Genomic DNA, 21596 nt, shown 5'->3' with positions numbered 1-21596 from the left:
TCTCCGCCTCCTTCCTTACAAACTGTCCCGGTCCGGTGCAGGTTTGCTCTTTTCTTGGGGCTTTGCAGCCTTTTCCTCCATCTTCTTCACCATGTCATCCGGAACCGGAATCGCCATGATGCTGTGACCCATACGAACGAACATCTGGGGCTGATGGAACTGTTCCTCAAATTTCTGCATCTGCTCCGAAGTCAGAGAACCAAAGTCATCCTCTGTCAGCCCTACCACCAGAAAATCACCGGCATAAATGTCCTGCATATCCCCGTCTTCGGTGTAAATCGCACGGTTCAGCGGCAAGCCATTGATTTTACCGGATTCATTCAGAATAATGGCCACTTCATCCTCAAATGGATAGGTTACTTCAATATCGCCGCCGACCATTGCCTGCAAATCTTCCAGCTCCGTGCCAACGCTGATTTTCTTCGGGTAGGCGTTGGGCTGCACCAGCAGCACATCCATTGTCCTGGTCTCTGCCAATTCATGTTCTCCCACGGTCTTGAAATCCACATCGGTGAAATCGCCGGAATCCAGAACATAGTCCTGATTGTTCCACGCCTGCGTCACCATGCGTTCCGCATCTTCCTGTGAGGCAGCTTCCACGGAAACCTTTCTCTGGAGAGTCTCTGTAATCTCCACATCAAATTTCTTCATAGGCACCTCCTTAGATCAGGCGCAGTGCCGGAACCAACTCGCCGCCAATGGAAACCACCGTCAGGTTCTCGTTCACATAGTCGATGGTGCGTTCCAGCGTAAACAGATTGATGCTGCATTCGTTGCCGTTCTGGTCGATTTCCGAAACCTCCGCAGCTCCCAACAGATAGCGGGTTCTGTCAGTCTCGATCACATCGCTCTTATCATAATGGAGAAGCAGTTCCCCATCTGCCACCAGATCAGCCTCCATCTCATCGTAAACATCCTCAAAGATGTCTCGACTGCCAGCCTCGGTCAGAAGTTCGCCGCCAGCCCCCGGCAGGATCACCATCACAATGCGTTCCTTCGGGTGATCTTCACGGATTGCCTCCAGCATCACCCAGTTATGAAGCATCGCAATGGACTTCTCAAACATGGAATCATCCATCGGATTCGGCTGCGATGCACCATTCGGGCAGTTCTTGCAATCCATGCTGCACACTGCGTTGTTCTGATTCTTCTTAAAGTTCATCATCATAAAAATCTCCTTCTCATCGTTCCATATCTCGTTGTTTACTTCGCTGCCACTTTTCCAGCAGCCGGATAATCGTGTCCTGCATCTGCTTCGGCGTATAGGATTTCGGGAAATACTTCCGAAGAACCTCGTTTTTAATCGTCACATGGTCAAGCTCATCCTTTTTGATTTCATTCATCACTTCACACATGGCATCCAAGGTACAGCCGCCCTCCTGCGAGAGCTTTTTCAGCCGCTGTGCCTGCGACAGGGATGGAGATGCCTGTGCATAGTCCATTGCCTCCAGAAATTTCTTCTGTTCAGATGGTTTCAGATAAGACAGCTCTACCGCCGGATTGAAGGCGATTTTCTTCTCATCCACCATGTCCAGAATTTCAGGAATCAGATTGGTAAGGCGGATAAACCGCTGAACCTGTCGTCCGCTTTCACCTGTTTGCTCTCCGATGGTATCCGCAGCTTCTAACTTCCCGACAACTTGTCGGGAAGTTGTTTCAAGGTCGTTTCTTGTTCCCTGATGCTTCATCGCGTCCAACTTCATCTTGTAGGAAAATGCTCTCTCACTGGGAAGGATATTCTCCCGCTGCAAGTTGCTGTCCACCATAAAGATGATTGCCGCATCATCGTCCATTTCCTTGACGATGACCGGCACTGTTTCCAAGCCGGCCAGCTGTGCCGCATGAAGTCTGCGGTGTCCCGATAGAATTTCAAATCCACCTTCCGGGTCAGGCCGGACAATCAACGGGGATACCACCCCTATCTGCTTGATGCTCTCCACGGTCTGTTCCATCAGCTCATCGTCCAGCACCTTAAAGGGATGACCTTCAAAGGGATGCAGGTCAGAAAGCGGCATCTCCGTCTGCTGCTCCTTAGCCGCAACGTCGGCAGCTAAGCCACTGCGGTTTTCTGTTGTAATACTGGTTTTTGCTTTTGCCATTCAGCTTCTTAACCTCCTTCCAGCGGTGATAGATGTCATTCTTGCCTGCGAAAAACGCCTTTTTTGCCTTGCACTTCATAGATCAAGTACCTCCTTAACGACCTGCTGTTTTTCTTTTCCAATGCTTTTTCTGCGGTCTTCTCCGCTGATTCGCACCGGCGTACACATTTCCAGAATCCTGCTGTAAATCCGGGCGTATGCCACATCCTGCGGATTGCGGATTTCTGCAATCTTCAGATTGGTTGTGATAATGACCGGAAGCCCGGCCTTGTACCGTTCATCAATGACGGCATAGACCTGCTCCAACGCATATTCGGTACTGCGCTCAATCCCCAGATCATCCAGAATCAGCAAAGAATAGTTGGAAAACGAAGCGATATACCGGTATCGCTCTTCCGAATACATAGCCCCCATCTGGTTCAGGATTTTAGAGAAGTTCGTCATCAAAACCGGAATGCCCTGATCCAGCAGCGCATTGGCAATACATGCCGCCACAAAGGACTTTCCAGTTCCGACATCTCCCCATAACAAAAGGCCAAGGTTTTCAGCCTTGACCTTTTTCCACTGCTCCACATAGCGTTTTGCCATTTGGATATCCTTGTTGTCTTCTGCAACGTCAAAATTCCATTCCAGAAGATGCTTTTCCTGAATCCCAGTTGCTTTCAGCTGCCTGATTCTACGCTGCTGCTCCAGCAGCTCATCCTGGCGTTTCTTCTCCGCCATCGCTTCCTGCTGGCATCTGCAAAGGCAGGGAACAATCTTGTCTCTGCCCCAGAGCTTTACCCTGCACTGCACCGGCGTATGGCAGTTTCTGCAATACAACAGTCCGTCATCGCCCTGGTATTCCAGCTCTCCGGGTTCTTTCGGCGTAAAGAGCGAATCCAACGCCGCATTCAAAACTTCAGGCACCATGTCGCTCATAGGCTGTCTCCTTCCTCAAATGTGTAGTCTGCCGGGTTATACTTCGGCTTTTCTCTCTTTGCCCAGCTCCGGATTGTTGCAAGGTGGTTTTTGTAGCTCCTGCCGGTGGAGGCCATATACTCAGAGAGCCGTTCCACTCGCATCTGATAATCTCCTGGGAACTCCTGCCGGAGCTTGCCGTATTCCGTGTCAGAAAGAAGGACATTTTCGTATGAGCCATACCGGTGTTGGATTTCCTTCTTCTCTCTTTTATTGATTGTTTCAGTACTTGTTCTATTAGTACTTAATTGCGCGGGATTTTCCGTAACCGGTGTGTCCGTATCCGGATTTACCGCATACGGCTTTTCCGTACACGGTGATTCCGAACACGGCTTTTTCCTTGGCATCTCATAAATCACATACTCAGCTCTGCCCATCCGACCGTTACTCTCACGCTGCTGGTTCCTTTCCAGATACCCAAGACGCTCCAGCTCCTTCAGAGCCGTAAGCACTCCATCTACGCCATCCGGCGTAATCGAAGATAACCCCCGTACCGAATAGTTCCATGTGTCTGGCAAACTGAGCAGCATGGAGAGAAGTCCTTTTCCTTTCAGGCTGAGACCCTGATCCCGCAGGTGGTAATTGCACATCGTTGTGTAATTGCTGTTTTTCTCAACCCTGAATACCGGCATGGTGCTCACCATCCTTTTTCGCAGGCTCCGTTTTTTTCTTCGGACATTTGCGCGAACGATCTTCGCTGTCCTCCCGTCGATGGTATTTGCCGGTATCCTGCATCATGCGTTCAAACGCCTGAAGGCGTCCCTCTGTAAAAAGCGTCATTCGATCACACCCCATTTCTTAAACAACTTGAAGAGATGATTCTTTCCCTTGCAGGTCACTCTCGTCTGCTGCACCAGTTTTCCGCTTCTGCCGTAGCAATCCCGGACAATAAAATAGCCCCTTGCAGATTTGTCTGCAAAAGGCATCAGCCAGCCGCTTGGACTGCGGTACAGATAGCGGTGATCCAGTAAGAGAGCTACTGCCGTCTTCTCTGGGATTCCGATTTCCTTACAGAAATTCCGGATGCAGGTGCAATCTTCCGAATTTACAAAGGTGTCGAAGTAGTCTGCCTTGGGCTGTGCCGCATCCAGCTGTTTGCGGATACCCTCAAGCTGCTCTCTCTCGGCTACAAGCTCCTGTGCCAGTGTGTAGATGACCTCCGGATGCTGAATCACCTGATCCAAAATGGAATCGCTCATATACACACCATGCTTGCGAATGGAAGGAAGAACTTCATCAAACACCCAGTGTTCAAATCGTTCTGCCGATGGCAGCTTGCTGTGAACGATCAGCCGGTAAACATCGCCTTCTGTGATAAAGGAGATTTCAACGACCTGCTCTCCAGCATCTCCATACTGATTCACCTTCTGAACGACCCCCTCGCGTTTCGTTAGGGGGCCTCTGCAATGGCGTTTCACTGCGGCGTAGGGATTCACATACCCCAACGCTTTCGCCACATCGCTTGCACAGAAGAAGGTCTTGCCCGCCTCTTGCAACACGCGGATCGAACCAAACTCCTGGTTCTCAAACACCTCCATCATCTGCCTTGACTGTCCGCCATGACTGCCCACATCGGTGTCATGGGTCTTCTGATTGAAATCCGTCATACCTGTTACCTCCTGCTCAAATTTGTCTCGCCGGATTTCGGGCGAAAAAAATAGAGCCTCGACCCATTCTCGTTTTCAAAGAATGAGCCAAGGCTCTATGTAACAGGATACCTGATATTAAATTTTTGCAGAATTCGTCAGAACTCGCCAAACGAACCTGACACTGTTTTTCATTCCGTTTCAGCCGGATTTTTGCCGAAAATCTGTCAAGGATATGGGGCTAATTTCCCCTCCAAAATGGCCTTCTGTAAACCCATTTTCCCACCCATTAGGCTCAAAAATAGGCCGTAAACCCATGGTAAACCCATCAAAATGGGTTAATTTGAAGTCAAATTTCCTCAAATTTCACCATCGGAATCAGGCGATTTCAGGCATAGAAAAAGCCCGGAAAATGGCGTATTTCCGGGCTTTTTTAGCATTATTAAGCTGTAGATTATCGCTTGCTGAACTGAGGTGCGCGACGAGCGGCTTTGAGGCCGTACTTCTTACGCTCCTTCATACGAGGATCGCGGGTCAGGAAGCCAGCCTTCTTCAGAACAGAACGATTCTCATCGCTCTGCTGCAGCAGGGCGCGGGACAGGCCGTGGCGGATAGCGCCAGCCTGGCCGGAAACACCGCCGCCGGAAACGCGGACGACGACATCGTACTTGCCCTCCAGGCCCAGCAGGACCAGCGGAGAACGGACAATCAGCTTCAGGGTCTCCAGACCGAAGTAGTTGTCGATATCACGATCGTTGATGGTGATCTTGCCGGTGCCGGTGTAAACGCGAACGCGGGCAACGGAATCCTTACGACGACCAGTGCCGTAGAAATAAGGTTTGGTTTCGTACATGTTCGATTGCCTCCTTCTTAGAACTCGATCTTCTCGGGCTTCTGAGCTGCGTGAGCGTGCTCGGCACCCTGGTAGCAGTGCAGACGGGTCAGAGCCTTAGCACCGATGGTGTTGGAAGGGATCATGCCCTTGATAGCGTAGGTCATAGCCAGGTCGCTGTTCTCAGCCATCAGCTTGCTGTACTGGACCTTCTTCAGGCCGCCAATGTACTTGCTGTGGGTGATGTGGAACTTCTGCTCAGCCTTCTTGCCGGTCAGAACTGCCTTGTCGCAGTTGACGACAACGACGTAATCGCCGCAATCGACATTGGGGGTGTAGTTGACCTTCTGCTTGCCGCGCAGCAGAACAGCGGCCTCAGCAGCGACGTGACCCAGGCTCTTGCCGGTTGCGTCGAGCAGATACCACTTGCGCTCGACTTCAGCGGGCTTTACGAGAGTAGTGCTCATATCTATTTCCTCCTGATAAGTGTTTGGTACGATTCAGGCGCCTTTGGGGCGCGAGTGTCAGTATACAACACAAAAAAGCGCCTGTCAACATCTTTTTGCGATTTTTTCAGTGGAAATTTTTATATCTCTCAAAATCTATTGAATCCTCTCGAAATCTCGTGTTTTCTAAAATCGTATTTTCAAAAATTTTTTCAGCCTCCGGGGGGCAAATTTGTCCCGGCGGCGCTACAATTTTGCCGCCGAGTGTGTTATACTATATAAGATATTGTAAAAAGGAGATTTTTCCCATGCCGAAAGACATTCACACGCAGGATTCCTCCCAGCAGCGGGCCTCCAGGCTGCTGCTCGCCATGGGCGTGATCGTGCTTTTGGGTGCGCTGGCCTACTTTGGGCTGACGCTGGCCGTCAACCGCCGCACTCCCGCCAACCCCGACACCCACTTTGATGCGGAGAATGGCATCTCGGTGGATTACGAAAGTGCCGTCTGGCCCGTCTGTCAGATGACCGAGGATGCTGCGCTGGGTCATGCGCTGCAGCTGGCTTCCGGTGAGGACAGCGCCAACGCCAACTATCAGGTAGTGCTGTTCCAGCGGGGGGACCAAGCCACTTACGAAGATTTCATCGGCCAGTCGGAAGCCGACCTGAAAGCAGCCTACGGTGTCATCAGCCCCCGCAAGGTCAAGCTGCAGGTGGAGGGTGCCACTGTCACTGCCGTGCGCTGTGATATCCAGGCCTACTACGCCGTGCTGGCCACCATTGAATACGACAGCGGCGATGTGGTCTATGTCTCCGGCCTGACCAAGCTGGCCTCCATCAGCGATATCGTCAATCTGGTGGAAAGCGTGAGCCTGACATGAGCGATCTACACGCCATGCAGCGGCTCTGCGGCCTGATGCGTAAGGCCGTGCAGGATTACGAGATGATCTCCCCCGGTGATAAGATCATGGTGGGCGTTTCGGGCGGCAAGGACAGCGTGGCTCTGACCATCGGGTTGGCCCAGCTGCGCCGGTACCTCGGCTTTGATTATGAGGTCGTGGCCGTCACCCTTGACCCGCAGTTTGACCACCAGGCTGTGGATTACAGCCCGCTGGCGGCGCTGTTCGCCCGGTATGGGGTCCCCTACGAGGTGCGCCGCACCGAGATCGGCCCCATCGTGTTTGAATACCGAAAGGAAAAGAACCCCTGTTCCCTCTGCGCCAGGCTGCGCCGGGGCGCGCTGCACACGGCGGCGCAGGAGCTGGGCTGCAATAAAGTGGCACTGGGCCACCACCTCGATGATGCTGTCGAGACCTTTTACATGAATCTCTGGCGGGAGGGCCGCATTGGCTGCTTCTCCCCGGTCACCCAGCTGGACCGCCGGGGTCTGACCCTGATCCGCCCCATGCTGCTGGCCACCGAACACGAGGTGCGCTGTGCGGTAAAGGAGGAGGACTTTCCCATCGTCAAGAGCCGCTGTCCCGCCGACGGCGTGACCGTGCGGGAGCAGACCAAGGATTTTGTCCGGGAGCGCTGCCGCACCGACCACGCCTTCCGGCAGAAAACGCTCCATGCCCTGCAGGAGAGCGGCATCGACGGCTGGCGGCCGGTCCATACAGGACGCACATCCAATCCATCCCCAAAGGAGGGAATGCATCATGCAGATGCAGAACTTTGAAAAACACGTCTGGGCTGAGATCGATCTCGATGCCCTGCGGGCCAACTTCCGCACCGTAAAGCAGCGGGCAGGCAGCCTGCCCCTGTGTGCCGTGGTCAAGGCCGACAGCTACGGCCACGGTGCCGTCCAGTGCGCCCGGGTCTTTGCGCAGGAGGGCGCTTCCTGGCTGGCTGTCAGCTGCCTGGCTGAGGCCCTGCAGCTGCGCAGGAGCGGCCAGACCCTGCCCATCCTCATTCTGGGCCATGTGCAGCCCACATACGCTGCTGCCCTCATCCGGGACGATATCACCGCGGCCTGCTATTCCCTGCCCCAGGCCAAAGCCCTGAGCGAGGCCGCACAAGCCGCCGGGGGCCGGGTCAAAGTGCATCTGGCTGTGGATACCGGCATGGGCCGCATCGGCTTTGCTCTGCGCACCGATTTTGATGCCGCCATTGCCGAGGCCATTGCCGCCTGCACCCTGCCCGGCCTGGAAATGACCGGCCTGTTCCAGCACTTCTCGGTGGCCGATGACACCGCCGAGGAAAACATTGCCTACACCGCCGAGCAGCACCGGCTCTTTGTGCAGGCCTGCAGCGCCCTGACGGCAGCCGGGCACGAGCCCGGCATCGTCCACTGCGACAACTCGGCCGGTGTGATGCTCCACCCGGACTGGCCCGAGGGCCTGCCCCGGGCACACTGCATGGCCCGCCCCGGCATCATCCTGTACGGCTTTGACCCCAGCGATGAAGTCCGCTTCGGGCTGTTCCGCCCGGTGATGAAGCTCAAGACCGTGGTCAGCATGGTCAAGGTGCTGCAGCCGGGCCAGTCCACCAGCTATGGCCGCCGGTTTACAGCAGAGTGGCCCACGCCGGTGGCTACCCTCTGCACCGGCTACGCCGATGGCTACCCCCGCCAGCTCAGCTGCGGCAAAGGCATCGTGGAGATCCACGGCACGCCCTGCCCGGTGCTGGGCCGGGTCTGTATGGATCAGATGATGGTGGATGTCTCTGCTGTGCCGGACACGGTGCAGGAGGGGGACGAAGCCATCCTGTGGGGCGGCACTGTCAGCGACAGTGCGGAGGACATTGCCCGCAAGACCGATACCATCACCTACGAGGTGCTCTGCGGCGTTTCCCGCCGGGTGCCCCGTGTTTATCTGGAACACGGCACGACCGCTGCCGTGGAGGACTGGATCCTGAACGACTAATACACTCTCCCGGAGGAATTACATGGCAAGAGACAACATCCGAAATTTCTGCATCATTGCACACATCGACCACGGCAAGTCCACCCTGTCGGACCGCATTCTGGAGCTGACCAAGAGCGTGGACGAGCGCATCATGGAGGATCAGATCCTCGATAACATGGACATCGAGCGGGAGCGCGGCATCACCATCAAAGCCCGCGCCGTTACCCTGAACTACACTGCCAAGGACGGCAAGACCTACGAGTTCAACCTCATCGACACCCCGGGCCATGTGGACTTTGCCTACGAGGTCAGCCGCAGTCTGGCCGCCTGTGAGGGTGCCATTCTGGTGGTGGATGCCACCCAAGGTGTGGAGGCCCAGACGCTGGCCAACACCTACATGGCGCTGGAGCATGATCTGGAGCTGGTGCCCATCCTGAACAAGATCGACCTGCCCAGCGCCCACCCGGACGAAGTGGCCCAGGAGGTGGAGGATGTGATCGGCCTGCCCTGCATGGATGCGCCCCGCGTCTCCGCCAAAACCGGCCTGAATGTCGATCAGGTGCTGGAGCGGGTGGTCAGCGATATTCCCGCCCCCACCGGCGACCCGGATGCTCCCCTCAAGGCCCTGATCTTTGACAGCATCTACGACAGCTACAAAGGCGTTATCGTCTACATCCGCGTGTTCGAGGGCACCGTCAAGCCCGGCGACACCATCAAAATGATGGCCACCGGGGCCGAGTTCACGCTGGTGGAAGTAGGCCACATGGGTGCCACCAGCCTGACCCCCTGCAGCCAGCTGCAGGCCGGCGAGGTCGGCTACCTGACCGCCAGCATCAAGACCGTGCAGGACACCCGCGTGGGCGATACCGTTACACTGGCAGACCGCCCCACCTCCGAGGCCCTGCCCGGCTACCGTCAGGTCAAGCCCATGGTGTTCTGCGGCATCTACCCCGCCGACGGTGCCAAGTACCCCGACCTGAAAGACGCGCTGGAAAAGCTGCAGCTGAACGACGCATCCCTGACCTTTGAGCTTGAGACCAGTGCCGCGCTTGGCTTTGGCTTCCGCTGCGGCTTCCTGGGCCTGCTCCACATGGAGATCATCACCGAGCGTCTCGAGCGGGAGTTTGACCTGGACATCATCACCACGACCCCCAGCGTCCGCTACCGCCTGACCATGACGGACGGCACTGTGGCGATGATCGACAACCCGTCCAGCTACCCGGACCCCTCCAACATTGTCAAGCAGGAGGAGCCCTTTGTGGATGTCCACCTCTACACCCCCAACGATTACGTGGGTGCCCTGATGGATCTGTGCCAGCAGAAGCGCGGCGTGCTCATCGACATGAAGTATCTGGACGATGTCCGCGTGGACCTGCACTACGCCCTGCCTCTGGGCGAGATCGTCTACGACTTCTTCGATGCCATCAAGAGCCGCAGCCGCGGTTACGCCAGCTACGACTACGAGTTCAAGGAGTACCGCGAGAGCGATCTGGTCAAGCTGGACTTCCTGCTGAACGGCGACCCCGTGGACGCACTCTCCATGATCGTGTTCCGGGACAACGCCTACGCCAAGGGCCGCCGCATCTGCGAAAAGCTGCGGGACAACATTCCCCGCACCCTGTTCGAGATCCCGGTGCAGGCCGCTATCGGCGGCAAGATCATCGCCCGCGAGACCGTCAAGGCCATGCGCAAGGACGTGCTGGCCAAGTGCTACGGCGGCGATATCTCCCGCAAGAAGAAGCTGCTGGAAAAGCAGAAGGAGGGCAAGAAGAAGATGCGCCAGCTCGGCAGCGTCTCCCTGCCCAGTGAGGCCTTTACCGCCGTGCTGAAACTGGACAGCACGGATGACTAAGGGGTTTGCTACTTGCATTTTCAGCAGGATTATGATAATTTAGAATCAGAAACAGCCGCACACCTTATAAAGAGAGGTATCCTGCCATGAGGGACCAGTATCAGCATTATCTCGAGCTCCTGAAAGGACTGCGGCTGATGGACGATGATTTCTTTTCAGAAGCATTGGATGAAAAAATCGAGCCTGTGGAATATATCCTGCGCACGATTCTTGAGCGCAACGACATCAAGGTTCAGTGCACCGAGGCTCAGGTGGAATACAAAAGCGCAACCAAGCGCTCCATCAAATTGGACATCCGGGCTGTAGATACCGAGGGCCGCGTACTGGACATCGAGGTCCAGCGGGCAGACAAGGGTGCCAGCGTCCGCCGGGCGCGCTTCCACAGCAGTGTCATCGACCGGACGTTACTGGAAAAAGGTGAAGATTTTGACGCATTGGTGGACACCTATGTCATCTTCATCACTGAGCATGACAAATATGGTGCAGGCCTGCCGTTATATCATGTAGAGAGAACAGTCACAGAGCTGCAGCACACCACGTTCGGTGATGGAGCTCATATCATTTATGTGAATGGCGCATTCCGTGATTTGGAGCATCCCGTTGGGCGTTTGATGCATGACATGAACTGTACCGACCCGAACAAAATGTTGAACCCGCTTCTTGCCAAAGAGGTACGCTATCTGAAAGAAACCGAAGGAGGGAGATCACAGATGTGCAGAGCATTTGAAGAGGTTGCGCGAGAATCCGCAAGAGATGCCGAGTATCAAAAGGCTGTACGGACAGCAAAGAAGATGCTGGCTTTGGGGCAGCTGGATCTGGAAACGATTGCTGAGTGTACAGAGCTTTCTCTCGACGAAGTAAAAGCGCTTGCAGATAAGAAACCTGCCTGACAGCGATACAAACAAACGTCCCCCTGCTCCGTTCAAACTGCAAACGGCGCAGGGGGACGTTTCATATCCCGATATGTTCAGTCCAGGCCCTTGAACCAGTTCAGGCTGTCCTTGATGCCGTGCATGGAGTCCTGAATGATCCGGCCATAGATGTAGATGCTGTATGCCGCCGCAACGACCTGCACAAAGGCCTTGCCGCACTCGATGCCAAAGGCCAGATAGGGCTTTGCCTTCTGCCAGTAGGGGCGGATCTGATCCTTCAGCTCTCCTACCCAGGCAGGAGCGCCGCCGGAAACCTGCTCCAGCTCCTCAGCGGGAATGACGGTGCACTGCGCCGGAAATTTTAAGTTCTGCTGCATGTCCGCTCCTCTCAAAGTGCCAGGCTTGCCAGCAGCACCAGAACGACGCTTCCGGCCGCCAGCCCCATCGTTGTAAGAAGGGTGTCCGGGTCTACCTCTTTTTCCTCCACCACTTCCGCGCTGCCGCCGTTGGCAGACCAATGGGCATAGACGGTGGTATCCGCACCAAACGCCGTATCGTTGGCTTTGACCTGCACATCAATGGGAAAACCGGTGACATCATCTGTGCCAGAGGTGTACCAGCCATCGAAGGTATAGCCCTCCATGCTGGCACCGGGCAGGCTGCCCAGTTTGCCCTCGTCATTGGTGCGCTCCGCGGCAGAGGTACAGATACCGCCGTTGGCATCAAAATAGACGATGACCTTTGCCGCAAAAGCGGTGGGGGTACACAGGCAGACCGCCAGCACACAGGCCAGCCCCGCCAGCATCCGTTTGAACTTCTTCATCCTGCGCTCTCTTTCCGGCTCAGCGTCAGACGTTGTAGCCCTGTGCCTTGATGACATCCACCACCTGAGAAACATACTTCTGGCAGGTGTCGTGGTCGGGGGCCTCCACCATCACGCGGACCACCGGCTCGGTGCCGGACTCCCGGACAAGGATGCGGCCGGTATCGCCCAGTACCTCGGCCACCGCCTTGACAGCGGCCTGCACAGCAGCATCGTCCTGCGCGGCCTTCTTATCGGTCACACGGACATTCTCCAGCACCTGCGGGTAGATCTTCAGCGGGGCGGCCAGCGCACTCAGGGGCTTCTTCTTGGCCAGCATGACCTCCATCATCTTCAGGCTGGTCAGGATGCCGTCACCGGTGCTGGCGTACTTGGAGAAGATGATGTGGCCGCTCTGCTCACCGCCGATGCGGCAGCCGTTCTTTGCCATATACTCGTAGACATACTTGTCGCCCACGGCAGTCTTGGCGTAGCCGATGCCCTGCTCGTCAAAGGCCTTGTACAGGCCAAAGTTGGACATGACTGTGGTGACAACGGTGTTGGTCAGCAGCTTGCCGCGCTCCTTCATGTAGCAGCCGTAGATGTACAGGATGTGGTCACCGGTGATCACATTGCCCTTTTCGTCCACGCAGAGGCAACGGTCTGCATCGCCGTCATAGGCAAAGCCCACGTCCAGACCCTTTTCCACCACGAACTTCTGCAGACCCTCGATGTGGGTGGAGCCTGCGTTCAGGTTGATGTTCAGGCCGTTGGGCTGGTTATTGATGACATAGGTGTCTGCACCCAGCGCATCGAACACGCTCTTGGCAATGTTCCAGCTGGCACCGTTGGCGCAGTCCAGACCCACCTTGATGCCCTTGAAGGAGTAGATGCCCAGGCTGATGAGGTAGCCCATGTAGCGGTTGCGGCCCGCCACATAGTCCACGGTGCAGCCGATGTGCTCCCGGTGGGCAAAGGGCAGCTCCGGCCAGTCCTGATCAAAGACATGGAGCTTGCCGTCGATGTAGTCCTCCACCAGCAGCAGGGTCTCCTCGGGCATCTTTTCGCCGTAGCAGTCGATCAGCTTGATGCCGTTGTCGTAGAACGGGTTATGGCTGGCGGAGATCATAATGCCGCAGTCAAAATCATCCACGCGGGCAATGTAGGCCACGCTGGGGGTGGTGGTGACGTGGAGCAGGTAGGCATCCGCACCGGAAGCGGTCAGGCCCGCCACCAGGCTGTACTCGAACATGTAGGAGCTGCGGCGGGTATCCTTGCCGATGACGATGCGGGCAGGCTCGTTGTTGCCGCTGCGCTCCCGCAGTGCATTATAATACCAGCCCAGAAAACGGCCCACCTTGTAGGCGTGGTCGGCGGTCAGGTTCACACCGGCCTCGCCACGGAAGCCGTCGGTGCCAAAATATTTTCCCATAGTCCTCTTCTCCTTCTATTGCAACGTTACGGTTTCTCTTATCCCTGAGAGCGCTCTCTCCTTGCTCTCACTCTTTATAATAGCATAAAACCGGAAAAGAATCCATTGGTTTGGGCATTCTGTGCAGCCCATCCCTGGAACAACAGCTCTTTTTTCAGCCTTTACTGCATCTTTAGGAAAAGTATGGTATACTTTTCATCTGGAGTAGAATAGATATGGAGGGATCCCCATGAAGCAGAAGACCCGCTGGCACGACGCGCTGGTCCTAGCCGCTGTGCTGTGCGCCGCCTTTCTCATCGTGACCGGCACACAGCAGATCACCGGCCGGATCGATGGCGTTGCATCGATGGTGTTTGTTCTGGCAGTTTTTTTGATCTCGATCTATACAGATGGCTATGCGTGGGGCGTGGTGGCTTCCCTGATCGGCGTGCTGGCCGTGAATTTTGCGTTCCGCTCCCCTTACTTTGCCTTCAACTTCACCCTGCCGGAAAACCTGTTCTCGGGCATGGCGATGCTGGTGGTGTCCATTATGACCAGCACCCTGACCACCCGCATCAAAAAGCAGGAACAGCTGCGGATGGAGAGCGAGACCGAAAAGATGCGGGCCACCCTGCTGCGGGCCGTCTCCCACGATCTGCGCACGCCCCTTACTTCCATTTACGGGGCCTGTTCCACGGTCATTGAAAATTATGACAGCCTGGAAAAAGAGCAAAAATTAAAACTTCTTGGCGAAGCCTGTTCCGATGCCCAGTGGCTGAACCGGATGGTGGAGAACCTGCTGTCCGTCACCCGCTTTGATGGCGGGCAGGTGGCCGTGCAAAAGACCCCCACCGTGCTGGACGAGCTGATCGACACCGTGCTGGTACGGTTCCAGAAGCGCTACCCCAAGGTGCCCGTTACCACCTACCTGCCCGACAGCTTCATCGTGATCCCCATGGACTCGATGCTGATCTCGCAGGTGCTGACGAACCTTTTGGAAAATGCCGCCGTCCACGCCGAGGGGATGACCCAGCTGACCCTGCGGGTGTTCACGCTGGGCAGCCGGGCGGTGTTTGAGGTATCGGACAACGGCTGCGGCATTCCGAAGGAGCGCCTGCGCACCCTGTTCACCGGTGTGCTGCCCGCCGATGCCGCGGCCGACAGCGGCAAGCACGGCATGGGCATCGGCCTTTCGGTCTGTGCCGCCATCGTCAAGGCGCACGGCGGCGAGATCCAGGCCGAGAGCAAGGTGGGCGAGGGCACCAGCATCCGCTTCTGGCTGGAGACCGAATCGATCGAGACGGAGGAAAACGAAGATGAGCAATAACAAATTCAAGGTTCTGGTCGTGGAAGATGAAGCCAACATCTGCAGCTTTATTGAGACGCTGCTGGAGACCAACGGCTATCAGGCCCTTGTTGCCAACACCTGCGCCATGGGCCAGACCCTGTTCACCTCCCACAATCCGGATCTCATCATCCTGGATCTGGGCCTGCCTGACCGGGACGGACTGGAGCTCATCCGTTTTGTGCGGCTGAAGTTCCTGACCCCCATCGTCGTGCTCTCGGCCCGCACCACCGAGCAGGACAAGATCGAAGCGCTGGATCTGGGAGCCAACGATTACATCACCAAACCCTTTGGCACCGGCGAGCTGCTGGCCCGGGTGCGCGCCGCCCTGCGCACCAACCGCTTCGGCGTGCTGGGCGGAATGCCCGGCGGCGTGTTCCGGGCACAGGGGCTTGAGATCAACTATGAGCGCCGCAAGGTCTTTGTGGACGGTGCCGAGATCAAGCTGACCCAGACCGAATACAACATCGTGGCCTTCCTCTCGGAACATGCAGGCCGGGTGATGACCTATGCCGCCATCGTGCGGGCCATCTGGGGCGATACCGACTGCGGCAGCACCAAAAAGCTGCAGGTCAACATGGCAAACATCCGCAAAAAGCTGGGCAGCGTGCCCGGCCGCAACACCTATATTCTGAACGAACTGGGCGTGGGATACCGGATGATCGACGAGGACACCGATACCAGGCCCGAAAGCTGAGGACTGCGTATGCTTCCTGCACTGATCATTTTTCTGCTGACCTATCTTCTGATGCTGGCCCTGCCGCAGTACCGGCCTTTTGCCGCGCTGGGCGGGGCCGCTCTGTTTCTGGCTCTGGGCGCGGCGGGCCTGTGGGACTTTACCCTGATGGATGCCGCCCGGGCTGTGGACTTCAATGTCCTGCTGATGATGGCGGGCACCATGGGCACGGTCTCCCTCTTCATTGAGAGCAGGATGCCTGCCCGGCTGGCCGAGCTGCTCATCGTGCGGGTGCCCAACGTGAAATGGGCCGTGTGTATGCTGGCCCTTTTTGCCGGGGTCATCAGCGCCTTTGTGGACAATGTTGCCACGGTGCTCATGGTGGCCCCGGTGGGCCTTGCCATTGCCCGCAAGCTCAGGATCTCCCCCGTGCCCGTCCTCATCTCCATTGCGGTCTCCTCCAACCTGCAGGGAGCCGCCACCCTTGTGGGCGACACCACCAGCATCCTGCTGGGCGGCTTTGCGGGGATGAACTTCTTCCATTTCTTCTGGATGGAGGGCAGGCCCGGCATCTTCTTCGGGGTGGAGCTGGGGGCGCTGGCCTCTCTGGGCGTGCTGCTGTTCACCTTCCGGCACGAGACCCAGCCCATCTCGGCCACGGTGGAGACAGAGGTCACCGACACCGTTCCCTCCGCCCTGATGCTGCTGACGGTGGGCCTGCTCATCGCGGCATCCTTCCTGCCCCAGCCTGCGGGCGGTCTGCCGCTGGCGCTCTATGGCCTGCGCAGTGGTCTGATCTGTGCAGGGGTCTGCCTGTTCGGCATCCTGCGCGCCTGCCTGCGCCGCCGCTCGTTCGCGCCGTTCCGGCTGGCCGCCCGGGAGCTGGACTGTGACACCCTGCTGCTGTTGTTCGGGCTGTTCATCCTGATCGAGGGCATCCGCAAGGCCGGGGTCATTGATGCCGCCGCCCAGCTGTTCTACACCCTCTCCGGTGATGACCCCTTCCGGCTCTATACCCTGCTGGTGTTCGTCTCGGTGGGCCTTTCTGCCTTCATCGACAACATCCCCTATGTGGCCACCATGCTGCCGGTGGTGCAGGGCATTGCCGGGCTGATGAACGGCGGTGCAGGCTTCCCGCCCGAGCTGTTTTATTTCGGCCTGCTCACGGGCGCAACTCTGGGCGGCAACCTGACCCCCATTGGCGCTTCGGCCAACATTGCAGCCATCGGCATCCTGCGCAAGCAGGGTGAGCAGGTGCGCACTCGTGATTTCCTGCGCATCGGCATCCCGTTCACGCTGGCAGCCGTCCTGACAGGCTATGCGTATCTCTGGCTGGTGTGGGGCGCATAAGCGCTGCCGTGCCAAAGTAGAAGCAAAAAACGCGCTGTGTCCAACGACACAGCGCGTTTTTCTCATTTATTCCAACCCGATCTGCTGGGCGTATTCTTCCAGCAGCTCCCGCTCCAGGAAGGGGGTTTTCACGCCCTCACGGTCGCGGTAGGTCTCGTGGCCCTTGCCGATGACGGCGATCAGGTCGCCCTCCTGGGCGTGATCCACGGCGTAGTGGAGCGCGTCCAGACGGTCGGGGATCTCCACAAACTTGGCATCGGGGTTGCCCTTGTTCATGCCCACCCGGATATCGGCGAGGATGTCCTCGATCTTCTCAAAGCGGTTGTTGTCCTCGGTCAGGATGGAGAAATCCGCCATTTTGGCGCAGGTCTCGCCCATGCCGTAGCGGCGCAGCTTGGAGCGGTTGCCGCCGCAGCCGAACACCACCACCAGCCGGTGGGGGTGATAGGCCCGCAGGGTGGTGAGCAGGCTCTCGGTGGAGACCTCGTTGTGGGCGTAATCCAGCAGGATGGTGAACTTTTTGCTGATGGGCACCAGCTCCACGCGGCCCTTGACCACGCACTTGCCCAGACCCTCGTGGATGGCGGTATCGGGCAGGCCAAGCACCTTGCCCACAGCCAGGGCGGCCAGCGCGTTGTAGACGCTGAACTCGCCGGGCATGTTCACCCTGACATCCATATTGTCTCTGCCAGAGACGTGGAACGCCACGCCCAGAAAATCGTGGGTGCGCAGCAGCTCACAACCCTCGGCGCGGTAGTCGGCCTTTTCACTGCGGCCATAGGTCACCAGCTTGCAGGTGTGGCCTTCCAGCAGGGCTTCGGTGTTCTCATCATCGATGTTCACCACGCCCACATCACACCGCCGGAAGAGCTGCCCCTTCCAGCTGCGGTACTCCTCAAAGGTCTTGTGCTCACCGGGGCCGATGTGGTCGGGGGAAAGGTTGGTGAACACGCCGATATCATAGTGCACCCCCGCCACACGGTCCATCATCAGGCCCTGGCTGGACACCTCCATCAGGGCCACATCGCAGCCTGCGTCCAGAAACTGGCGGAAGGTCTTTTGCAGCTCGTAGCTCTCAGGGGTGGTGTTGGCGGTCTCCTGATGACGGCCCATGAAATAGATGCCGTTGGTGCCGATCATGCCGACCTTTTTCCCGGCAGCTTCCAGCACGCTCTTGATCATGTGGGTGGTGGTGGTCTTGCCCTTGGTACCGGTCACGCCGATCATGGTCATCTGGCGGGAGGGGTTGCCAAAGAGGTTGCCGCTCATCAGCGCCATGGCATAGCGGCTGCTCTCCACCTTGACCACGGTCACACCGGGCATGGCAGAAAGGTCGATATCATGCTGGATGACCAGCACGCTCACGCCCTTGGCGGCGCAGTCCGCGGCAAACTCGTGGCTGTCACGCTGGGTGCCCACGATGCAGACAAAGGCAAGGCCCGGGGCCGCCTTCCGGCTGTCGTAGATGATGTCCTGCACTTCGGTATCCAGGCTGCCCTGCACCAGCGTAAAGGGCACGCCTTCCAGTAATTGTTCCAGCTTCATAACATTACACGCTCCTCATTGGGTCGTTTGGGTTTGGTTTGCATCGCCCGCCGCCGGGGTCGTTCCTTCGGCGGGGGTCGGCTGTGCCGTCGGTCCGGCCTCCGGGCCTGCCGGGGCTGCGGCGGTATCCGTTGGTGTTTCGGCAGCGGCATCTGCAGCGGCTTCGCCCTCTGCCGGGGCAGTGCCGTCTGTGGCAGTGCCGTCTGTGGCAGTGCCGTCTGTGGCAGTGCCGTCTGTGGCAGTGCCGTCTGTGGCAGTGCCGTCTGTGGCAGTGCCGTCTGTGGCAGTGCCGTCTGTGGCAGTGCCGTCTGTGGCAGTGCCGTCTGTGGCAGTGCCGTCTGTGGCAGTGCCGTCTGCCGTTTCACCGGTCACACCTTCTTCGGCGGGTGTTTCCTCCACCGGTTCAGGCACGATGTAGCCGGAGGGCAGCTCCGGCTCACCCTGTGCAAAGGTGAACTTGCGGGTGCTGGACATGCTGATATGGGTGAAGTCCAGCTTTCCGGTGTCGGTCGCGGCACAGCCCTTGCCGTCCTCATTCAGCAGGACGTGCTTTGCCAGCTTAAGCTTATATTCCAGCTCGTTCAGGGTGCCCAGCCAGACGCTGATTCGGTCCTGATAGAGGAAGGCCATCTCGTCCACGTCCGCAAACTCGATGCGGGTCACGTCGGCGCTCATGCCTGCGGCATCCAGCGCGGCCAGCAGGGTGTTCAGGCTTTCCAGCCGCTGGTCCGCCTCCTCCTCAACAGTGCCGGAGGCGCTGCTGTCGGCGGCGCTGTCCGGGGTGCTGTCGGCCTTGGGCTCCGCCGCAAAGGTCAGCTGTTCGCCGGGTTCGGCAGAGACCGGTTCGCCGCCGTACAGAGTGGGCAGACCGGCAGGCTGGGCAGAATCCTTCTCCAGGATCTTCAGGCCGCCCGAGAGGGTCAGCCAGCCGGAGGAGGTCTGCATGGCCCAGGCAGGCTGGGCTTCTGTTACCCGCACCACCACGGTGCCGGGGTAATTCCGCTCCACCCGGATATCCTCCAGCATGGGGAACACTTTTTCCAGCGCGGCGGCCTTGCTGCCGGGGTCAAAACTGAAGATATTCTCTTCCAGATGGACATCCAGCGCCTGCAGGATCTGGTCGCTGGTATAGCCGCCGGCCTCCTGCACCACACCGTCCGCTGTCTGCACCTGAATGGAACTGATCTTGAACAGCATCGTCACGGTGAGGTAGACCCCCGCGCCGATGACGCAGAGCAGCATGACAAGGGCCGTGAGCCGCCGCATGAGCCTGCGCCGCCGGATGGCGGCCCGGGTCAGCTTCCGCTTTTTCCTGCCCTCCCGCCGGACGGGGTCACGCCGGGCGTTCTGCCTCTGCACCGGCCGCATCCGCTGGCCGCTGCGGCTCTGGGCGTTCTGCGGGCGGCGCTGGGCGTTCCGGTTCTGGCCGCCAGACGGGCGGCGGTTCCGCTGATTGCCCCCGGAGGTGCGCCGCTGGCCGCTCTGCCCGCTGCGGGGGCGCTGTGCGCCGCTCTGGCTGCTCCGCCCGCCGGTGGGAAAGGTGATGCTGTTATCCGGGTAGGAGCCGTAGTTCACCGTGCGCTCCGTATACCGGCTGGGGCGGGGCGCATCGGGGTCATAATTGGGGTTCGTGATGGGGTGGCCGCCGGAGGAATATCCTGCGTACCCGCTGTACCCCAGGTCACTGCCTGCACCCGCGCTGCTGCGGCGCTGGGTGCTCTGCCCGCCGCGCCGGTCATCCCGGGCCTGATCGTAGGCCCGGCGGCGCTTGCGGTTCCGGCTGTTCCGGTCATTCTGCGGCATCCGGCTGCACCTCCTTTCCTCTGTTTTTTCCTTCCGTTACGGGGTCTTGACCAGCTTGAGCAGGGCATCCGCAATGCGGTCCAGGCTGTCGTCCACCGACAAGCTCCGGGCATTGCGGCCCATCTCAGCCAGCTTGCCGGGCTGGGCCAGCATCCCGGAAACGGTCTGCACCAGCTTTTCGCCGGTCAGGTCTTTTTCCTCAATGACCACAGCAGCGCCGGCCTTCTGCAGCTCCATGGCGTTGTAATACTGGTGATTCTCGGCCACGTTGGGGCTGGGGATAAGCACGGCGGCACGGCCCACAGCCTCCAGCTCAGCCAGTGTCAGGGCACCGGCGCGGCTGATGACAAGGTCCGCTGCGGCCAGCAGCTCGGGCATATTGTTGATGTATTCCTTCACCACAAGGCTCTCGCCGGGGGCAAAGCCCTTTTCCTTTTCCAGATCCTGAAACAGCTGCACGCCGTACTGACCGGTGGCATGGAGATGGAGGACGGGCTTGTGGTTTTTCTGCTCCCAGGCGCAGAGGTCGGCCACCACCTCGTTCACGCGGCGGGCACCCAGACTGCCGCCAAAGGAGAGGATCACGGTGCGGTCGCCTGCGCCCAGTTCGGCACGGATGGCTTCCCGGTTCTTCGCCTGGGTGAACACCTCAGGCCGGACGGGGTTGCCCACCACGATGGTCTTTTCGGGTGCGCCCAGCTTTTCCACGGCGGCGGGCACGGCGGCGAACACGATGTCCACATCCGGGGCCAGCAGCTTGTTGGTCACGCCGGGAAAGGCGTTCTGCTCATGCAGGGCGGTCTTGATGCCCTGTCTGGCGGCGCAGCGCACCACCGGGCCGGACACATAGCCGCCGCAGCCAATGACCAGGTCGGGCTGGATGTCCTTCATCATCTTTTTGGCCTTGGGGCCGGAGAGTGCCAGATTCCACAGGGTAATGATATTCCGCTTGATATTGTTCAGGCTCAGCTTCCGCTGAAAGCCGGTGATCTCGATGTGATGGAAGGGATAGCCCGCCTGTGTGACCAGACGGTACTCCATGCCCTCTTTCCGGCCCGCAAAATGGATCTCTGCGGTGGGGTCGGCCTTTTTGATGGCTCCCGCAATGGCCAGAGCCGGGTTGATATGGCCGGCAGTGCCGCCGGCTGCAATGAGTACACGCATCTTGGTTCCT

The 21596-nt window shown here is 58.3% G+C and carries 23 protein-coding genes; 8 read left to right on the top strand and 15 right to left on the bottom strand.

The features are described from left to right. Positions 1-15 precede the first annotated feature (15 nt). From MTP42_RS01685 to rplM, 9 genes are all read right to left on the bottom strand, one after another. The gene (locus MTP42_RS01685) at positions 16-651 is read right to left on the bottom strand and encodes a DUF3846 domain-containing protein (protein WP_249257828.1); all 636 of its coding nucleotides are present in this window, start codon (positions 649-651) and stop codon (positions 16-18) included. Positions 652-661: 10 nt separating this feature from the next. After that, entirely contained in the window at positions 662-1168 is a 507-nt protein-coding gene (locus MTP42_RS01680) for a hypothetical protein (protein WP_098923465.1), read from the bottom strand. 13 nt (positions 1169-1181) lie between these two features. Continuing rightward, positions 1182-2015 (bottom strand): ParB/RepB/Spo0J family partition protein, encoded by an 834-nt coding sequence (locus MTP42_RS01675; RefSeq protein WP_442899460.1) that lies wholly within the window; start codon positions 2013-2015, stop codon positions 1182-1184. Between the two features lie 159 nt (positions 2016-2174). Continuing rightward, on the bottom strand, positions 2175-3020 hold the full coding sequence (locus MTP42_RS01670) for an ATP-binding protein (protein ID WP_249257826.1): 846 nt from the start codon (positions 3018-3020) through the stop codon (positions 2175-2177). Continuing rightward, positions 3017-3703 (bottom strand): helix-turn-helix domain-containing protein, encoded by a 687-nt coding sequence (locus MTP42_RS01665; protein WP_347474697.1) that lies wholly within the window; start codon positions 3701-3703, stop codon positions 3017-3019. The genes MTP42_RS01670 and MTP42_RS01665 overlap by 4 nt, the downstream gene beginning before the upstream one ends. Next, complete coding sequence (locus MTP42_RS01660) at positions 3672-3839, bottom strand: hypothetical protein (RefSeq protein WP_171032223.1); 168 nt, start codon at positions 3837-3839, stop codon at positions 3672-3674. The genes MTP42_RS01665 and MTP42_RS01660 overlap by 32 nt, the downstream gene beginning before the upstream one ends. Continuing rightward, positions 3836-4666 carry a phage antirepressor Ant gene (locus MTP42_RS01655; RefSeq protein WP_002576413.1) on the bottom strand — a complete coding sequence of 277 codons (831 nt, stop codon included), beginning with the start codon at positions 4664-4666 and terminating at the stop codon, positions 3836-3838. The genes MTP42_RS01660 and MTP42_RS01655 overlap by 4 nt, the downstream gene beginning before the upstream one ends. Before the next feature lie 433 nt (positions 4667-5099). Continuing rightward, positions 5100-5498, bottom strand: a complete 399-nt coding sequence (rpsI, locus tag MTP42_RS01650; RefSeq protein WP_005929995.1) for a 30S ribosomal protein S9 — start codon at positions 5496-5498, stop codon at positions 5100-5102. Between the two features lie 17 nt (positions 5499-5515). After that, positions 5516-5944 carry a 50S ribosomal protein L13 gene (gene rplM / locus MTP42_RS01645; RefSeq protein ID WP_005929998.1) on the bottom strand — a complete coding sequence of 143 codons (429 nt, stop codon included), beginning with the start codon at positions 5942-5944 and terminating at the stop codon, positions 5516-5518. 287 nt (positions 5945-6231) lie between these two features. On the opposite strand from rplM, the gene MTP42_RS01640 reads away from it, so the two are divergent. From MTP42_RS01640 to MTP42_RS01620, 5 genes are all read left to right on the top strand, one after another. Continuing rightward, complete coding sequence (locus MTP42_RS01640) at positions 6232-6801, top strand: hypothetical protein (protein WP_215697925.1); 570 nt, start codon at positions 6232-6234, stop codon at positions 6799-6801. After that, positions 6798-7598: a tRNA 2-thiocytidine biosynthesis TtcA family protein gene (locus MTP42_RS01635; RefSeq protein WP_249257825.1), complete on the top strand. Its 801-nt coding sequence runs from the start codon at positions 6798-6800 to the stop codon at positions 7596-7598. The genes MTP42_RS01640 and MTP42_RS01635 overlap by 4 nt, the downstream gene beginning before the upstream one ends. After that, on the top strand, positions 7579-8784 hold the full coding sequence (alr, locus tag MTP42_RS01630; protein WP_249257824.1) for an alanine racemase: 1206 nt from the start codon (positions 7579-7581) through the stop codon (positions 8782-8784). Before MTP42_RS01635 ends, alr begins: the two co-directional genes overlap by 20 nt. 22 nt (positions 8785-8806) lie before the next feature. Beyond that, on the top strand, positions 8807-10618 hold the full coding sequence (gene lepA / locus MTP42_RS01625) for a translation elongation factor 4 (RefSeq protein ID WP_249257823.1): 1812 nt from the start codon (positions 8807-8809) through the stop codon (positions 10616-10618). A gap of 86 nt (positions 10619-10704) precedes the next feature. Continuing rightward, the gene (locus tag MTP42_RS01620; RefSeq protein ID WP_249257822.1) at positions 10705-11508 is read left to right on the top strand and encodes a PD-(D/E)XK nuclease family transposase; all 804 of its coding nucleotides are present in this window, start codon (positions 10705-10707) and stop codon (positions 11506-11508) included. A 77-nt stretch (positions 11509-11585) separates the two neighbouring features. On the opposite strand, the gene MTP42_RS01615 is transcribed toward MTP42_RS01620, so the two are convergent. From MTP42_RS01615 to glmM, 3 genes are read right to left on the bottom strand one after another with little or no spacing between them, the layout of a single operon-like run. Continuing rightward, positions 11586-11867: a hypothetical protein gene (locus MTP42_RS01615; RefSeq protein WP_207697864.1), complete on the bottom strand. Its 282-nt coding sequence runs from the start codon at positions 11865-11867 to the stop codon at positions 11586-11588. An 11-nt stretch (positions 11868-11878) separates the two neighbouring features. Continuing rightward, entirely contained in the window at positions 11879-12313 is a 435-nt protein-coding gene (locus MTP42_RS01610) for an InlB B-repeat-containing protein (RefSeq protein WP_186851636.1), read from the bottom strand. 25 nt (positions 12314-12338) lie between these two features. Further along, complete coding sequence (gene glmM / locus MTP42_RS01605; RefSeq protein WP_249257821.1) at positions 12339-13724, bottom strand: phosphoglucosamine mutase; 1386 nt, start codon at positions 13722-13724, stop codon at positions 12339-12341. Positions 13725-13953: 229 nt separating this feature from the next. Here glmM and MTP42_RS01600 point away from each other — a divergent pair, with 229 nt between their 5' ends. Genes MTP42_RS01600 through MTP42_RS01590 form a run of 3 tightly spaced genes read left to right on the top strand, consistent with a single transcriptional unit; the run spans position 13954 to position 17074 of the window. Next, positions 13954-15030, top strand: coding sequence for a sensor histidine kinase (locus MTP42_RS01600; protein ID WP_249257820.1), 1077 nt, complete (start codon positions 13954-13956; stop codon positions 15028-15030). Further along, entirely contained in the window at positions 15020-15745 is a 726-nt protein-coding gene (locus MTP42_RS01595) for a response regulator transcription factor (protein WP_249257819.1), read from the top strand. The genes MTP42_RS01600 and MTP42_RS01595 overlap by 11 nt, the downstream gene beginning before the upstream one ends. 9 nt (positions 15746-15754) lie before the next feature. Then, positions 15755-17074, top strand: a complete 1320-nt coding sequence (locus MTP42_RS01590) for an SLC13 family permease (RefSeq protein ID WP_249257818.1) — start codon at positions 15755-15757, stop codon at positions 17072-17074. A gap of 66 nt (positions 17075-17140) precedes the next feature. Here the strand turns inward: MTP42_RS01590 and MTP42_RS01585 are convergent, their stop codons facing one another. Genes MTP42_RS01585 through murG form a run of 3 tightly spaced genes read right to left on the bottom strand, consistent with a single transcriptional unit; the run spans position 17141 to position 21586 of the window. After that, the gene (locus MTP42_RS01585) at positions 17141-18619 is read right to left on the bottom strand and encodes a UDP-N-acetylmuramoyl-L-alanyl-D-glutamate--2,6-diaminopimelate ligase (RefSeq protein WP_227611377.1); all 1479 of its coding nucleotides are present in this window, start codon (positions 18617-18619) and stop codon (positions 17141-17143) included. A gap of 15 nt (positions 18620-18634) precedes the next feature. Beyond that, the gene (locus MTP42_RS01580; protein ID WP_249257817.1) at positions 18635-20422 is read right to left on the bottom strand and encodes an FtsQ-type POTRA domain-containing protein; all 1788 of its coding nucleotides are present in this window, start codon (positions 20420-20422) and stop codon (positions 18635-18637) included. Between the two features lie 36 nt (positions 20423-20458). Further along, on the bottom strand, positions 20459-21586 hold the full coding sequence (gene murG / locus MTP42_RS01575; RefSeq protein WP_117534217.1) for an undecaprenyldiphospho-muramoylpentapeptide beta-N-acetylglucosaminyltransferase: 1128 nt from the start codon (positions 21584-21586) through the stop codon (positions 20459-20461). Positions 21587-21596: the final 10 nt, after the last annotated feature.

It is taken from the genome of Faecalibacterium sp. I2-3-92, assembly GCF_023347315.1.
GTDB classification, from domain to species: Bacteria; Bacillota; Clostridia; order Oscillospirales; family Ruminococcaceae; genus Faecalibacterium; species Faecalibacterium duncaniae.
The sequence above is the reverse complement of the archived record's forward strand: the minus strand, read 5'-3'. Positions and strand labels throughout refer to the sequence as shown.